Below are 14,710 nucleotides of genomic sequence, written 5' to 3' on the forward strand. Positions count from 1 at the left end.
CAAGGAGACACGAGAACCGTGACGGACATCGTCGACGAACTGAAGTGGCGCGGGCTCATCGCCCTCTCCACGGACGAGGACGCATTGCGCAAGGCGTTCGCGGACGGTCCCGTCACGTTCTATTGCGGCTTCGACCCGACCGCGCCCAGCCTCCATCTCGGCAACCTGGTGCAGATTCTGACGATGCGCCGGATCCAGCAGGCGGGCAACCGACCGCTGGGCCTGGTCGGCGGTGCCACGGGCCTGATCGGCGACCCGAAGCCGACCGCGGAGCGCACGCTCAACGACCCCGCGGTGGTGGCCGGCTGGGTGGCTCGGATGCGCGGCCAGATCGAGAGGTTCCTCGACTTCGACGGCCCGAACGCCGCGACCATGGTCAACAACCTGGACTGGACCCAGGGCCTGTCGGCCATCGACTTCCTGCGGGACATCGGCAAGCACTTCCGGGTCAACAAGATGATCTCGAAGGAGGCCGTCGCCCGGCGTCTGCACTCCGACGCGGGCATCAGCTACACCGAGTTCAGCTACCAGATCCTGCAGGGCATGGACTTCCTGGAGCTGTACCGGCGCTACGGCTGCACGCTGCAGACCGGCGGCAGCGACCAGTGGGGCAACCTCACGGCGGGCGCCGACCTGATCCACAAGGTCGAGCCGCATGTCCCGGTGCACGCGCTGGCCACGCCGCTGATCACCAAGGCGGACGGCACCAAGTTCGGCAAGACGGAGTCCGGCACGGTCTGGCTCGACGCCGAGCTCACCACGCCGTACGCCTTCTACCAGTTCTGGCTGAACGCCGACGACCGCGACGTCTCCAAGTACCTGCGCATCTTCAGCTTCCGCTCCCGTGCGGAGATCGAGGAGCTGGAGAAGCAGACCGAGGAGCGTCCGCAGGCGCGGGCCGCGCAGCGCGCGCTGGCCGAGGAGCTGACGACGCTGGTGCACGGCGCCGAGCAGACGGCCGCCGTGATCGCCGCGTCGAAGGCGCTGTTCGGCCAGGGCGAGCTGGCGGACCTGGACGAGGCCACGCTGGCCGCCGCACTCTCCGAGCTGCCGCACGCGAAGGTCACCGAGCTCGCCCAGGTGACCGACCTGTTCGCCGAGGTCGGCCTGGTGGCGAGCAAGTCCGCCGCGCGCCGCACGGTCAAGGAGGGCGGTGCCTACGTGAACAACGTCAAGGTCGCCGCCGAGGACGCCGTCCCCGCCCGGGAGGACCTGATCCACGGCCGCTGGCTGGTGCTGCGCCGGGGCAAGAAGAACCTGGCGGCGATCGAGGTCGCGTCCGCCTGAGCCCCGTCCGAAGGGCGGCTCCCGTGCTCGGGGGCCGCCCTTCGCCGTGTCCGCCGCCCCGGTCTCGAAGGCGGGGCGAGTGCGGCGTACCGTGGAACCCGGCCTGGTCGTTCCTGCCGGGCCGCTGGTCGGCTGCGGGGCCGGGAGGTCCGATGCGGGCGGATGGTGGAGCGTGATGCGGAAACAGCACGACGGGGGCAGCGCCCAGGTCTTCCGGATCACCGGCGCACGCACCGGCCTGGCCGAGGACGTGCGCGGCCGGCAGCGCCGGTACGTCATCTCGATGTCGGTCCGCACCCTCGCGGTGATCCTCGCGGCCAGTCTCTGGAACGTCGAACGGTACGTCGCCATCGTGGCGTTGGTGCTCGGGGCGATCATCCCGTACATCGCCGTGGTGATCGCCAACGCGGGCCGGGAGCGGCCGCCGTCGCTGCCGTCGACCTTCGCGATCACCCCGACGACCATGGCCCCTCCGACGCTGTCGCCGGTCGCGGAGATCGCGCCGAGGCTGCCGGCGGACGCGCACCGGGAAGCGGACGGCAGCGCGGACCCGTCGTCCGCGCATCCCGAGTCCGCTCCGGGAGACGCGCGGACCGGCCCGGAGGCGAAACCGTGCCGTGACCCGGCCGACGGGGTCTGACCACCGCGAACGCGCGGCGGACGGCCGCCGGCCCGGCGGCAACCTCAGGAAAAGCTCAGATCAATCATGCAGTTCCGGTGCCGGGCGACGGGTCACCCGTGACATACTGCGTACGCGCTCCGCATCCCCCGTCGGAGCGACGGACCGACGCCGGGCAGCTCCCCCCGTGGCTGCTCGGCGTCGCCTTGTTTACGGGCCTTTTGTGAGACGAACCAGTGACGACTGACCCCATCTGCTCCGCCAAGGGCTGCCGCGCCGACGCCGTGTGGGTGCTGGCGTGGAACAACCCGAAGCTGCACACGCCGGAGCGGCGCAAGACATGGCTCGCGTGCGACGAGCATCGGGAGCACCTGTCCCAGTTCCTGGGCGTGCGGGGCTTCCTGAAGGACGTCGTCCCGCTGAGCGACTGGGAGTCACCCGAAGGAGCGTGAGAGCGGGGCGGAAGGCCTAGCCGCCGATCGCCGACATGGGTCGGTCCGGCTGGTGGAAGGACGGGTCGTCCAGGCCGGAGCCCGCCTTCTTGCCCCACATCGCCTCGCGCCAGATGCGGGCGATCTCCTCGTCGGGAGCGTCCGAGCGCAGGGCGCCGCGCAGGTCCGTCTCCTCCGTGGCGAACAGGCATGTCCTGATCTGGCCGTCGGCGGTCAGGCGGGTGCGGTCGCAGGCCGCGCAGAACGGGCGGGTGACGGAGGCGATGACACCGACGCGGTGCGGGCCGCCGTCGACGATCCAGCGTTCGGCCGGGGCGGAGCCGCGCTCCCCGGTGTCCTCCGGGGTGAGTTCGAAGCGGGTGCGCAGGGCGGTGAGGATGTCACCGGCGGTGACCATACTGTCGCGCTTCCAGCCATGCTGGGCGTCCAGCGGCATCTGCTCGATGAACCGCAGTTCGTAGTCGTTCTTCACGGCCCAGGCCAGCAGGTCCGGGGCCTCGTCCTCGTTGAGGCCGGGCATCAGGACCGTGTTCACCTTGACCGGGTTCAGGCCGGCGTCGCGGGCGGCTTCCAGGCCGTCGAGCACGTCCTGGTGGCGGTCGCGGCGGGTGAGGGACTTGAAGACGTCCGGACGGAGCGTGTCGAGGGAGACGTTGACCCGGTCCAGGCCCGCGGCCTTGAGCGCGCTGGCCATCCGCTTGAGCCCGATGCCGTTGGTCGTCACGGACATCTGCGGGCGCGGCTCGAGGGCCGCGACGCGCTCGATGATGCCGACGACGCCGGGGCGGATCAGCGGCTCGCCGCCCGTGAAGCGGACCTCCTCGATCCCGAGGGAGGTGACCGCGATGTCGATCAGGCGGACGATCTCGTCATCCGTGAGCAGGGTGGACTTCGACAGCCACTGCAGGCCCTCCTCGGGCATGCAGTACGTGCAGCGGAGGTTACACCGGTCCGTCAGTGAGACGCGCAGGTCGGTGGCCACCCGGCCGTAGGTGTCGATGAGCACGTGGGCCCCCTCCCTTTCCCGGAAGACTCGTCTTTTCGTCACTTGCGAGCCTACGCGACATCTCTGACATCGGCTGCGACGACTGTGCTCCCGGAAGTTCCCGGAAGCAGAACGCGGCCGCGCCGCAGAGCCCTCTGCGACGCGGCCGCGCGCGGGCCGCCGTGGACACGGACCGCTCAGTGCGCTCCGGTACCCGTCAGGGAGCGGACCTCCAGCTCCGCGTACTTGCCGGCGTCCGGCTCCTCCTTCGACAGGAGGGTGCCGACGACGCCGAGCAGGAAGCCGACGGGGATGGAGATGATGCCGGGGTTCTCCAGCGGGAACCAGTGGAAGTCGACGTCGGGGAACATCGACGTGGGCGCGCCCGAGACCACCGGCGAGAACAGCACCAGGCCGACCGCCGTGACGAGGCCGCCGTAGATCGACCACAGGGCGCCGGCGGTGGTGAACCGCTTCCAGAACAGGCTGTAGAGGATGGTGGGCAGGTTGGCGGAGGCGGCGACCGCGAAGGCGAGGGCCACCAGGCCGGCCACGTTGAGGTCGCGGGCGAGGGCGCCGAGGACGATCGAGACCGCGCCGATGCCCACCGTCGCCCAGCGGGCCGCGCCCAGCTCCTGCTTCTCGGTGGCGTTGCCCTTCTTGATGACGTTCGCGTAGATGTCGTGCGCGAAGGAGGAGGACGAGGCCAGGGTCAGGCCCGCGACGACCGCGAGGATGGTGGCGAAGGCGACCGCGGAGATGGAGGCGAGGAGGATCGCGCCCCAGCTGGAGTCCACGCCGCCCAGGTGCAGGGCCAGCAGCGGGGCCGCGGTGTTACCCGCCTTGTTGGAGGCGATGATCTCGTCCGGCTTGATCAGCGCGGCGGCGCCGAAGCCGAGGGCGAGGGTCATCAGGTAGAAGGCGCCGATGAGGCCGATCGCCCAGATCACGGACTTACGGGCGGCCTTGGCGGTGGGCACCGTGTAGAAGCGGATGAGGATGTGCGGCAGGCCGGCGGTGCCGAGGACCAGGGCGATGCCGAGCGAGAGGAAGTCCAGCTTGGTGGTGCCCGTGGCGCCGTACTTCAGGCCCGGCTCCAGGAACGCTGCGCCCTTGCCGCTGGTGTCGGCGGCCCTGCCCAGCAGCTCGGAGAGGTTGAAGTGGAACTTCAGCAGGACCAGGAAGGTCAGCAGCAGGGCGCCGATGATCAGCAGGACGGCCTTGACCATCTGGACCCAGGTGGTGCCCTTCATGCCGCCGATGGTGACGTACACGATCATCAGGACGCCGACCAGGGCGACGATGCCGATCTTGCCGCCGTCGCTGGTGATGCCGAGGAGCAGCGAGACCAGCACGCCCGCGCCGGCCATCTGGGCCAGCAGGTAGAAGATCGACACGACGATGGTGGAGGTGCCGGCCGCGGTGCGGACCGGGCGCTGGCGCATCCGGTACGCCAGCACGTCGCCCATCGTGTAGCGGCCGGAGTTGCGCAGCGGCTCGGCGACCAGGAGCAGGGCGACCAGCCAGGCGACCAGGAAGCCGATGGAGTACAGGAAGCCGTCGTAGCCGAAGAGGGCGATGGCGCCGGCGATGCCGAGGAAGGACGCGGCGGACATGTAGTCGCCGGAGACGGCGAGGCCGTTCTGGAAGCCGGTGAACTGCCGTCCGCCGGCGTAGAAGTCGGCGGCGTCCCTGGTCTGGCGGCCGGCCCAGACGGTGATGACGAGGGTCGCGGCGACGAAGACCGCGAACAGGGTGATGATCAGCGTGCGGTGCTCGCTCGCCTCTCCGGCCGCCAGAGTGATCGCGGGGCTCATGCGTCGCCCTCCATCCGGGACTTGATGGCCTGGGCCTTGGGGTCGAGCTTGGCGGCGGCGTGCCGCGCGTACCACCAGGCGATGAGGAACGTGGTGAGGAACTGGGCGAGACCGAGGACGATCGCCACGTTGATGTTGCCGGCCACCTTGGTCCCCATGAAGCCGCCCGCGTAGTTGGACAGCAGGACGTACAGCAGGTACCAGGCGATGAAGGCGATGGTCAGCGGGAAGGCGAAGGAGCGGTAGGAGCGTCGCAGTTCACCGAACTCCGCGCTCTGCTGCATCTCGGCGAACTCCTCGGTGGAGGGGAGTTGGGCTTGCGCTTTGGGCGGGGGCGGCGTCTCGGTAGCCACGGAGTCTCCTCGCGTTACGGGCATGCGGTTGTTGCTCTGACAGAGACAAGGTCACACAACGGAGTGCGGCGGATCGACTCCCCTGCGTGATCTCGGCAGGGGGCCTCGATCCTGCTGACTTTCCCTGCCCAAGGTCACGGCGCCGCGCGAGGAGCGGTTCAACTCCTTTGTGTTCTTTCGGAAGTCACCTCCATGAGTCACCACAAGTCATTGCTGACCGGCGAGTGCGGGAGATAGTTTCAGCCGAGCACCACCCGTCATGTACCTGCCCGAAACACAGCCGTGTCTCGGGCGGCTTCGTTTTCGGACGATGTGGAGACCCCATGCCTCATGTGCGTTCCAGACACCGGCTCGCTCTCGCCGTGCCGGTGGCACTGTCGCTGACCGCCTCGCTGGGCTTCCTGCCCGCGGCGGCGTCGGCGGCTCCGCTGTCCGGCCAGGCGGCGCAGGCGTCCCGGGCGGCGACCGGCGAGAACCTCGCCTACGTCGTCAACACCGAGCGGGACAAGCGCACGATCGAGTCGGTGCGGAAGGCGATCGCCGCGAACGGCGGGACCATCGTGGCCACTTACGCGAAGATCGGCGTGTTCGTGGTCCACTCCGCGACCGCGGACTTCGGTGCGCGGATGCGCGCGGTGCGCGGGGTGCAGTCCGCGGGGGCGACGCGTACGACGCCGCTCACCGCGGCGGGGACCACGGACGAGGGTTCCGTGCAGGTCCTGTCCAAGGCCGAGGCCGCGCGGGTGGCGCAGCGTTCGGCGGCGGGCGAGGAGCCCCTCGAGGCCGACCAGTGGGACCTGCGGGCGATAGGCGCCGACAAGGCGGCGCAGGCCAACCCGGGCAGCAGGTCGGTGACCGTGGGCGTCATCGACACGGGCGTCGACGACACGCACCCGGACATAGCCCCGAACTTCTCCCCCTCGCAGTCCGCGAACTGCGTGAGCGGCAAGGCGGACACGACGTTCGGCGCCTGGCGCCCGGCGGACGCGGACCACTACCACGGCACGCATGTGGCGGGCGAGATAGCCGCCGCCCGCAACGGCATAGGCGTCGCGGGCGTCGCACCGGGTGTGAAGGTCGCGAGCATCACCGTGGCCCAGCCGGACCCGGGTTCGCTGTTCTATCCGGAGAGCGTCGTCTGCGCCTTCGTCTTCGCCGCCGATCACGGCGTCGAGATCACCAACAACAGCTACTACGTTGATCCGTGGCTGTACAACTGCATGGACGACCCGGATCAACGTGCCATCGTCGACGCGGTCAACAGGGCCCAGTTGTACGCCCAGGGCAAGGGCACGCTCAATGTGGCCTCGGCGGGCAACTCCAACGACGACCTCGACTCGGACGCCCTCGTCGACGACTCCAGCCCGGACGACTCGACCCCGGTGAACCGCACGGTCGACCCGCACGAGTGCTTCGACGTGCCGACCCAGCTACCGGGCGTCGTCACGGTCAGCGCGACGGGCGTCAAGGGCGCCAAGTCGTACTACTCGAGCTACGGCAACGGCGTCGTCGACGTCGCGGGTCCGGGCGGCGACAAGTACCAGATCCCGGACACGCCGTCGAAGAACGGCCGCATCCTGTCCACCCTGCCGAACAACCAGTACGGCTTCCTGCAGGGCACGTCGATGGCCTCCCCGCACGTGGCCGCCGTGGCCGCGCTGCTGAAGTCCACCCACCCGGACGCCGGTCCGGCCGAGCTGCAGGCGCTGCTCAAGGCACAGGCGGACAACCCCGGTTGCCCGACGGACCCGTACGACGGGGACGGCGACGGGGTCGTGGACGCGACCTGTGTGGGCGGCGAGCGGGTGAACGGCTTCTACGGATCCGGCATCGTCAACGCGCTGCGCGCGGTCAAGTAGCCGTCGAGATCGGTCGCTCCGTCAACTTCCCACGGCCATAGGTTGATTCAGTCAATACTGCATAGTGCAGTCATGACTGACATCAAGTTCGCCTGGTCCGCTCTGGACGGTGACCCCGGTCTGCTGCCCCGGGTCACCACCGTGGCACGGGAAGGCGCGCTCCAGGCGCGCCTTCCCGTACGGGAGTTGGCGCGCGCGTGCGTCGGCGCGTGCGCGCTGGCCGCCGCCGAACTGGGTGCCCGGCGGGCCGGGCTCGCCGAGGTGCCGGAGGTCCGGGTCGACGACGGCGCGGTCGCGACCGCCTTCCACAGCGAGCGGCACGTCCGGGTGGACGGCCGGCCGCCGGTCTCCTTCGCCCCGCTGTCGCGGTTCTGGCGCACGGCGGACGGCTGGGTGCGCACCCACGCCAACTACCCGCACCACCGCGCGCGGTTGCTGGGCGCGCTGGGGCTCCCCGAGGACGCCTCGCCCTCGGACGTCGCCGACCGGCTCGCCGAGCGCTCCGCCCTGGAGGCGGAGGAGACGGTGTACGCCGCCGGCGGTCTCGCCGTCGCCCTGCGCACGCCCGCCGAATGGGCCGCGCACCCGCAGTCGGCCGCGCTGTCCGAACGCCCCTTGGTGGAGCGTCGCCGACTGGACGCGGCCCGCGCGCGGGCGCTCCCTCCCGTGGACGCCTCTCCCCTGCTGCCCGCGGCCGGGCTGCGCGTCCTGGATCTGACCCGCGTCCTCGCGGGCCCCGTCGCCACGCGCACGCTCGCCCTGCTCGGCGCGGACGTGCTGCGCGTGGACGCCCCCTGGCTGCCCGAACTCCCCGATCAGCACGCGGACACCGGCTTCGGCAAGCGCTCGGCCCGGCTGGACCTCACCACGGACCACGCCGCCTTCGAGGAGCTGCTGGCCGCGGCGGACGTCGTGGTCACCGGCTACCGGCCGGGCGCCCTTGACCGGTTCGGGCTCTCCCCCGAGGCGCTGGCCGAGCGGCGGCCGGGGCTGGTGGTGGCGCAGGTGTCGGCGTGGGGTGCGTACGGGCCGTGGGGCGAGCGGCGGGGCTTCGACAGCCTGGTGCAGGTCGCGACCGGCATCGCGGCGGTCGAGGGCTCGGCCGGTGAGCCGGGCGCGCTGCCCGCGCAGGCTCTGGACCACGGCACGGGCTATCTGCTGGCGGCGGCCGTGCTGCGGGCGCTGACGGAGCGGTCGTACGACGGGCACGGCCGCCTCGTACGGCTGGCGCTGGCGCGGACGGCGGCGTGGCTGACGGACGGCGCTCCCGTGCATACGGTGAGCGGGGCACCGTACGAGGCGGCGGCCCCCTGGCTCGCCGAGCGGGACAGCGCGCTCGGACGGCTGCGGTACGCGCTGCCGCCGGTGTCCTTCACGGGCGCCCCGGTCGACTGGGCGCGACCGCCAGTACCGTGGGGGACGGACGCATCGCGCTGGACGTGAGGCCACGGTGTGATCCCAACGTCGGCGCATCTTCCGGGACTTGCCCCGGTTCGCGGATGCCGGCGAGGATCCCGGGGCGACGTCGACACGACCGGCCGCGGAAGCGCGCGGCGCGAGCGCGGACAGCCGCCTGGCCTCGGCGCCCCGTTCCGGGGCCGTCCGCGGCACTGCACGCCACCGGGGAGGCCGCGGCGGCCCCGGGCACCGGCGGAATGCCCCTGCTGCGCACGGTGCTGTTCGCGGCGCTGTGCGTCCCGGCGGGCAAGCTGTGCGTGAGCCGGCTCGCCCGCCGGCTGCCCGGCCCGGCGCCCGGCCTTCCCCGCGACCGGGCCCCGCACGCGGCCGCCGCCGGTTTCCTCGCCGAGGTCCGGCTCGCGTCGGTCATGGCGACCGGCAACCTGGCGCCCACCCTCCTCGGCCAGATCGACCTCGGCGGCCTGTGTCGGCTCCGGCTGGGCCGCATCCCCCGACCCGCTGGCCGCATCCCCCGACCCTCCGGCCGCGTACGCGCCCGCGCGCGCCGAAGTGTTCGTCCTCGGGGCGGTGGTCACGGTGTCGAGAGTGCTGACGGCTCTGCCGGGGCGATCCGCTGGTCCTGATCAGCCGTTGGTGACCAGGACCTTGAGCGCCGTGCGCTCGTCCATCGCCTTGTAGCCGTCCGGGACGCCCTCCAGGCCGACCGTCATGTCGAAGACCGGCGAGGGGTCGATGGTGCCGTCGAGGATGTCGGGCAGCAGCTCGGGGATGTACGTGCGGACCGGGGCGACGCCGCCGCGCAGGGCGATGTTCCGGTCGAACATGACGCCGAGGTCGAGGCCGGTGCCGCTGCCGTGCGGGACGCCGACGAAGCCGATGCCGCCGCCGTCACGGGTGATGTTGACGGCCGTCCGCATGGACTGCTCGGTGCCGACGGCCTCGACGACGCCGTGCGCGCCCTGGCCGCGGGTGAGCTCGCGCACCGCCTCGACGGCGGCGTCCCCGCGCTCGGCGACGACGTCGGTGGCGCCGAAGCGGCGGGCGATGTCGGTGCGGACCTGGTGGCGGCCCAGCGCGATGATCCGCTCGGCGCCGAGCCTCTTGGCGGCGAGCACCGCGCACAGGCCGACGGCGCCGTCACCGACGACGGCGACCGTGGCGCCGGGGCGGGCGCCCGCGGCGAGGGCGGCGTGGTGGCCGGTGCCGAGGACGTCGGAGAGGGTCAGCAGGGAGGACAGCAGGTGCTCGTCGGAGGCCGCGTCCTTGGGCAGCTGGACGAGGGTGCCGTCGGCGAACGGCACGCGCACCGCCTCGCCCTGGCCGCCGTCGTAGCCGACGGAGCCCCAGAAGCCGCCGTGCTCGCAGGAGGTGGTCAGGCCCTCGCGGCAGTAGTCGCAGACGCCGTCGGACCACATGAAGGGGGCGACCACCAGGTCACCGCGCCGGACGGTGCTCACGTCGGAGCCGGTCTCCTCGACCACGCCGAGGAACTCGTGGCCGATGCGCTGTCCCGGCCGGCGGGCCGCCTCACCGCGGTACGCCCACAGGTCGCTGCCGCAGATGCAGGCGCGCAGCACCCGGACCACGGCGTCCGTGGGCAGCTGCACCATGGGCTCGGGCACGTCCTCCACGCGCATGTCGAACGGGGCGTGGATGGTGGTGGCGCGCATGGCGGGTCCTTCTGGTGCTGTGTCTCGTGCGAGGCGCCCGGCGGGCGGCCGGGCGCCCTTCACGGTACGCCGCCCCCGTCGCGCCCCGCGCGCGGAGGGTGCCCCGGACCAGCGGAAGCCGCCCGCTCAGACGACCGCGGCCCCCTCGGCGGGCGCCGTCCGCTCGCGCGCGGGAGCCGGTTCCCAGCCGGGCCCCCGGAACACCCGGCCCGCGCGTTCGCGCCAGCTGGTCGCCGACTTGAGGTCCTTGACGATGGAGACGTACTCGTGCGTGGCGACCTTGATCGGGTTGTACGTGTTGATGTTCTTGGTCAACCCGTAGACGGGACGCTCCACCTCGTTCACGAACGATCCGAAGAGCCGGTCCCAGACGATCAGCATCCCGCCGAAGTTGCGGTCGAGGTAGCCGCCCTGGGAGGCGTGGTGGACGCGGTGGTGCGAGGGGGTGTTGAGGACGTACTCGAACCAGCGGGGCATCTTGTCGATGCGTTCGGTGTGGATCCAGAACTGGTAGACGAGGTTGACGGAGGAGCAGAAGGCGAGGGCGGCCGGGTGCACGCCAACGGCGACGAGCGGGACGTAGAACGGCCAGACCGTGAGGCTCGTCCAGGGCTGGCGCAGGGCGGTCGTGAGGTTGAACTTCCGGCTGGAGTGGTGGACGACGTGGCAGGCCCACAGGATGCGGACGACGTGATGGCCGCGGTGGGACCAGTAGTAGAGGAAGTCCTGCGCGAGCAGCATCAGCGGGAAGGTCCACCACAGCAGCGGCACGCGCAGGGGCGTGAGGGCGTAGACCGCCGTGTAGAGGGCGACGACCGGGATCTTCCACAGGGCGTCGAAGAACAGGCTGCCGAGCCCCATGGAGAAGCTCGTGGCGGCGTCCTTGGCCGCGTACCCGGCGGCGTCCTCGTCGGGATCGAGCCGGACGCCGATCATCTCGACGACGGTGAGCACCACGAAGGCGGGTATCGACCAGAGCACGACGTCCGGCAGGTTCGGCATGGGTGCACCGTAGAACCACCGGTCGGCCACGGCCAGACGCTGTTACCAACAAGTACGCCCGCCCGCGCGGCCGGAGCTAGACGCCGGCCGCTCCCAGCAGCGTCCCCGCGGCGTAGGTGACCCCCATGGCCAGCGCGCCGCCGGCCACGTTGCGCAGCACCGCCCGCCCCGGCTTGGCCGCTCCCATGCGCGCGCTGCTCCACCCGGTGAGGACGAGCGCGGCGAGGACGGAGCCCACGGTGACCGGCAGCCGTACGAAGGCCGGCGGCAGCACGATCGCGAGCAGGGGCAGCAGGGCGCCGATGGTGAAGGCGAGGAAGCTCGCCCAGGCGGCGTGCCACGGGTTGGCCAGCTCGTCGGGGTCGATACCGAGCTCCACGCGCGCGTGGGCCTTCAGCGCATCCCGTTCCGTGAGCTGGACGGCGGCCTCCCGCGCCACGTCCCGGGACAGGCCACGCTCCTCCAGGAGGTCGGTCAGCTCCTCCAGTTCGGCCTCGGGCTGCTCCTTCAGCTCGCGCCGCTCCATGGCGAGGGCGGCCTTCTCGGAGTCGCGCTGGGTGGAGACGGACACGTACTCCCCGGTCGCCATCGACATCGATCCGGCGAGCAGTCCGGCGAGGCCTGCGGTGAGCAGGGCGGCCCGGTCGTCCGTGGCCCCGGCCACGCCGACGACGATGCCGGCGGTGGACACGATGCCGTCGTTCGCGCCGAGGACGGCGGCCCGCAGCCAGTTGAGCCTGGAGCCGAGCGCGCCGCCGTGGGCCTCGGCATGGGTTGGTTCGGTCACGGGAGGGAGGATCGCACAACCGCCCACCCCGGGCGCCACTCCACCCGTACCACCCAATTGGCACACTAGCGGACATTAACCCCAATTCCCTGCGCGCGGGCGGCAGTCGGCGGGAGCCCTCCGGAACGGGGCTGTCAGTCATGGCCCGTATCCTCAGTGACCATGCTCGAAGACACGACCGCAGCGACCTCGCCCACCCAGTGGCCGGCCGCGTACCCGAAGGGGTACGCGGTCGTTGACGTCGAGACCACCGGCCTGGCCCGGCACGACCGGATCATCTCCGCGGCCGTCTACCGGCTGGACGCGCGCGGCGAGGTCGAGGACCACTGGTACACGCTGGTCAATCCGGAGCGCGACCCGGGTCCGGTGTGGATCCACGGTCTGACGAGCGAGACGCTGGAAGGCGCGCCGCTCTTCGCGGACATCGCCGAGGAGTTCGCGGCGCGGCTGGCGGACCGGGTACTCGTCGCGCACAACGCCGTCTTCGACTGGCAGATGATCGCCCGCGAGTACGCGCGCGCCGAGCGCGAGGCGCCGGTGCGGCAGCGGCTGTGCACCATCGCGCTCTCCAAGGAGCTGGGCCTGCCGCTGCGCAACCACAAGCTCCAGTCACTGGCGGCGCATTTCGGCGTCGTCCAGCGCCAGGCGCACCACGCGCTGGACGACGCGCGCGTGCTGGCGGAGGCGTTCCAGCCGAGCCTGCGGGCCGCGGCGGCGGGCAACGTACGGCTGCCGCTGCTGGAGTGCCGCCCGCTGACGGAGTGGAGCGACCGGCCCGCGCCACGGATCGGCCGCCAGGCCGGCGGCGAACACGGCGGCTACGGCGGCTACCGGCCGAGCAGTTGGCGCGCGGGCCGCAAGCGGCCGGCCTGCCCCTACCCCAACCCGGGCCGGTACGAGGAGGGCGCGCGCCTCAAGCAGGGCATGCGGGTCGCGTTCTCCGGGGACACGTCGGTGGACCGCGAACTGCTGGAGGACCGGGCGGCCGAGGCCGGGCTGCACGTCGCGACGAGCCTGTCCCGGCTGACCAGCCTGCTGGTCACCAACGACCCCGACTCGGGCACCTCGAAGGCGGCCAAGGCGCGGCAGTTCGGCACCCCGGTGGTCGACGAGGCGGCCTTCGGACAGCTCCTCGCCGACGTCGAGCCCGCGGCGGGCGACGGCGCGGGCGCGCCCCGGGAGTGACGGGACGAAGGCGCCTCCCCGGGTGCCCGGACGGGTGATTGCCGGGCGGTCCGCCCGGCGTGCCGCTCGCCCGCGCGGCGGCCGCCGCTCACCCTGTGGCGCATGGCGAAATGCGAAGTATGCGGCAATGAGTACGGAATGACCTTCGAGGTGCACGCGCAGGGCGCGGTGCACGTCTTCGACTGCTTCTCCTGTGCGATCCATCGCATGGCCCCGGTCTGCGAGCACTGCGACGTCCAGATCATCGGCCAGGGAGTGGAGGCCGACGGCCAGTGGTACTGCGGCGCCCACTGCGCGCGCGAGGCCGGGAAGACCGGGATCGTCGACCGGGTGTGAGCCCGTACCCGCCCGAATGCACCCCACGACCGAGTTGTACCGTCGTGGGGTGCACCGCTTCCGTTTCCTGCTGACCCGCCAGTGGGTGATCCTGACCCTCGTCGCGATCGCGCTGATCCCGACGATGATCCTGCTGGGCTTCTGGCAGCAGCACCGGTACGAGACGCGCACCGCCCGCAACCAGCTCGTCTCGGACGCCCTGCACGCGAAGCCGGTCCCCGTGGAGCGGCTGACCTCCCCCGGCCACGCCGTGACCAGCGCCGAGAAGTACCACACCGTCACCGCGACGGGCACCTTCGACACCGCGCGGGAGGTCGTCGTCCGGCGCCGCGTCAACGTCGACGACAAGGTCGGCTTCCACGTCCTGACCCCGCTCGTCCTGACGGACGGCAAGGTGCTGCTGGTCAACCGCGGCTGGATCCCCGCGACCGGCGCGCAGACCGCCTTCCCGAAGGTCCCCGCGCCGCCCGCCGGCCGGACGACCATCACGGGCCGGCTGATGGCCGACGAGACGACCGCGGCCAGCGGCATCAAGAACGTCCGGGGCCTGCCCGACCGGCAGATCATGCTGATCAACAGCGAGGAGCAGGCACGGCGGCTCGCCACCCCGGTGCTCGGCGGCTACGTCGAGCAGACGGCGCCCCAGCCGAAGGGCAGCACCCCGGAGCAGATCTCCGACCCCGGCAGCGAGGACGCCCCGCTGAACTACGCGTACATGATCCAGTGGTGGCTGTTCGCCGCGTGCGTCCCGGTCGGCTGGTGGTTCCTGGTACGCCGTGAGCTCCGCGACCGAGCCGAGGCGGCCCTCACCGAGCAGGCGACGCCGGAGACCGAGCCCGCGACGGCGTGAGACGCGTGAGACCGCCGCTCCGCACCCGCTCCTGAACCCACCCGGCCGCACCCTGATTGCCCCGCCCCCCTGCCGGGAACCCGAAACCC

Annotated in this window: 15 protein-coding genes; 9 read left to right on the plus strand and 6 right to left on the minus strand. The window is 71.8% G+C overall.

All coding sequences use genetic code 11. The annotated features are described in order from the left end of the window. Positions 1 to 18: 18 nt before the first annotated feature. The 3 genes from tyrS to QFZ74_RS06815 all read left to right on the plus strand — a co-directional run bounded on the left by tyrS (position 19) and on the right by QFZ74_RS06815 (position 2,358). The gene (tyrS, locus tag QFZ74_RS06805) at positions 19 to 1,287 is read left to right on the plus strand and encodes a tyrosine--tRNA ligase (protein WP_307619875.1); all 1,269 of its coding nucleotides are present in this window, start codon (positions 19 to 21) and stop codon (positions 1,285 to 1,287) included. Between the two features lie 175 nt (positions 1,288 to 1,462). Then, positions 1,463 to 1,927 carry a DUF3099 domain-containing protein gene (locus QFZ74_RS06810; protein WP_307619876.1) on the plus strand — a complete coding sequence of 155 codons (465 nt, stop codon included), beginning with the start codon at positions 1,463 to 1,465 and terminating at the stop codon, positions 1,925 to 1,927. Positions 1,928 to 2,142: 215 nt separating this feature from the next. Further along, positions 2,143 to 2,358: a hypothetical protein gene (locus tag QFZ74_RS06815; protein ID WP_307619877.1), complete on the plus strand. Its 216-nt coding sequence runs from the start codon at positions 2,143 to 2,145 to the stop codon at positions 2,356 to 2,358. 16 nt (positions 2,359 to 2,374) lie between these two features. Here the strand turns inward: QFZ74_RS06815 and moaA are convergent, their stop codons facing one another. From moaA to QFZ74_RS06830, 3 genes are all read right to left on the minus strand, one after another. Beyond that, positions 2,375 to 3,364 (minus strand): GTP 3',8-cyclase MoaA, encoded by a 990-nt coding sequence (gene moaA / locus QFZ74_RS06820; RefSeq protein ID WP_307619878.1) that lies wholly within the window; start codon positions 3,362 to 3,364, stop codon positions 2,375 to 2,377. Between the two features lie 176 nt (positions 3,365 to 3,540). Further along, complete coding sequence (locus tag QFZ74_RS06825) at positions 3,541 to 5,160, minus strand: cation acetate symporter (protein ID WP_307619879.1); 1,620 nt, start codon at positions 5,158 to 5,160, stop codon at positions 3,541 to 3,543. Beyond that, positions 5,157 to 5,513 carry a DUF485 domain-containing protein gene (locus tag QFZ74_RS06830; protein ID WP_307619880.1) on the minus strand — a complete coding sequence of 119 codons (357 nt, stop codon included), beginning with the start codon at positions 5,511 to 5,513 and terminating at the stop codon, positions 5,157 to 5,159. The genes QFZ74_RS06825 and QFZ74_RS06830 overlap by 4 nt, the downstream gene beginning before the upstream one ends. Positions 5,514 to 5,836: 323 nt before the next feature. On the opposite strand from QFZ74_RS06830, the gene QFZ74_RS06835 reads away from it, so the two are divergent. The 3 genes from QFZ74_RS06835 (at position 5,837) to QFZ74_RS06845 (ending at position 9,414) form a co-directional block, all read left to right on the plus strand. Then, positions 5,837 to 7,372, plus strand: a complete 1,536-nt coding sequence (locus tag QFZ74_RS06835; RefSeq protein ID WP_307619881.1) for a S8 family serine peptidase — start codon at positions 5,837 to 5,839, stop codon at positions 7,370 to 7,372. Positions 7,373 to 7,444: 72 nt separating this feature from the next. Further along, positions 7,445 to 8,815: a CoA transferase gene (locus tag QFZ74_RS06840; RefSeq protein ID WP_307619882.1), complete on the plus strand. Its 1,371-nt coding sequence runs from the start codon at positions 7,445 to 7,447 to the stop codon at positions 8,813 to 8,815. Positions 8,816 to 9,027: 212 nt separating this feature from the next. Then, the gene (locus QFZ74_RS06845) at positions 9,028 to 9,414 is read left to right on the plus strand and encodes a hypothetical protein (protein ID WP_307619883.1); all 387 of its coding nucleotides are present in this window, start codon (positions 9,028 to 9,030) and stop codon (positions 9,412 to 9,414) included. Here QFZ74_RS06845 and QFZ74_RS06850 read toward each other — a convergent pair whose 3' ends face one another. The 3 genes from QFZ74_RS06850 to QFZ74_RS06860 all read right to left on the minus strand — a co-directional run bounded on the left by QFZ74_RS06850 (position 9,415) and on the right by QFZ74_RS06860 (position 12,250). After that, positions 9,415 to 10,461: a zinc-dependent alcohol dehydrogenase family protein gene (locus QFZ74_RS06850; RefSeq protein ID WP_307619884.1), complete on the minus strand. Its 1,047-nt coding sequence runs from the start codon at positions 10,459 to 10,461 to the stop codon at positions 9,415 to 9,417. A gap of 126 nt (positions 10,462 to 10,587) precedes the next feature. Continuing rightward, positions 10,588 to 11,463 carry a sterol desaturase family protein gene (locus QFZ74_RS06855; protein WP_307619885.1) on the minus strand — a complete coding sequence of 292 codons (876 nt, stop codon included), beginning with the start codon at positions 11,461 to 11,463 and terminating at the stop codon, positions 10,588 to 10,590. 76 nt (positions 11,464 to 11,539) lie between these two features. Further along, complete coding sequence (locus tag QFZ74_RS06860) at positions 11,540 to 12,250, minus strand: VIT family protein (RefSeq protein WP_307619886.1); 711 nt, start codon at positions 12,248 to 12,250, stop codon at positions 11,540 to 11,542. Between the two features lie 162 nt (positions 12,251 to 12,412). On the opposite strand from QFZ74_RS06860, the gene QFZ74_RS06865 reads away from it, so the two are divergent. The 3 genes from QFZ74_RS06865 to QFZ74_RS06875 all read left to right on the plus strand — a co-directional run bounded on the left by QFZ74_RS06865 (position 12,413) and on the right by QFZ74_RS06875 (position 14,621). Next, positions 12,413 to 13,435: a DEDDh family exonuclease gene (locus QFZ74_RS06865; protein WP_307619887.1), complete on the plus strand. Its 1,023-nt coding sequence runs from the start codon at positions 12,413 to 12,415 to the stop codon at positions 13,433 to 13,435. Positions 13,436 to 13,537: 102 nt separating this feature from the next. Continuing rightward, positions 13,538 to 13,771: a hypothetical protein gene (locus QFZ74_RS06870; protein WP_307619888.1), complete on the plus strand. Its 234-nt coding sequence runs from the start codon at positions 13,538 to 13,540 to the stop codon at positions 13,769 to 13,771. Positions 13,772 to 13,787: 16 nt separating this feature from the next. Continuing rightward, complete coding sequence (locus tag QFZ74_RS06875; RefSeq protein ID WP_307619889.1) at positions 13,788 to 14,621, plus strand: SURF1 family protein; 834 nt, start codon at positions 13,788 to 13,790, stop codon at positions 14,619 to 14,621. Positions 14,622 to 14,710: the final 89 nt, after the last annotated feature.

The sequence above is a fragment of the Streptomyces sp. V3I7 genome (assembly GCF_030817495.1).
Classification (GTDB): domain Bacteria; phylum Actinomycetota; class Actinomycetes; order Streptomycetales; family Streptomycetaceae; genus Streptomyces.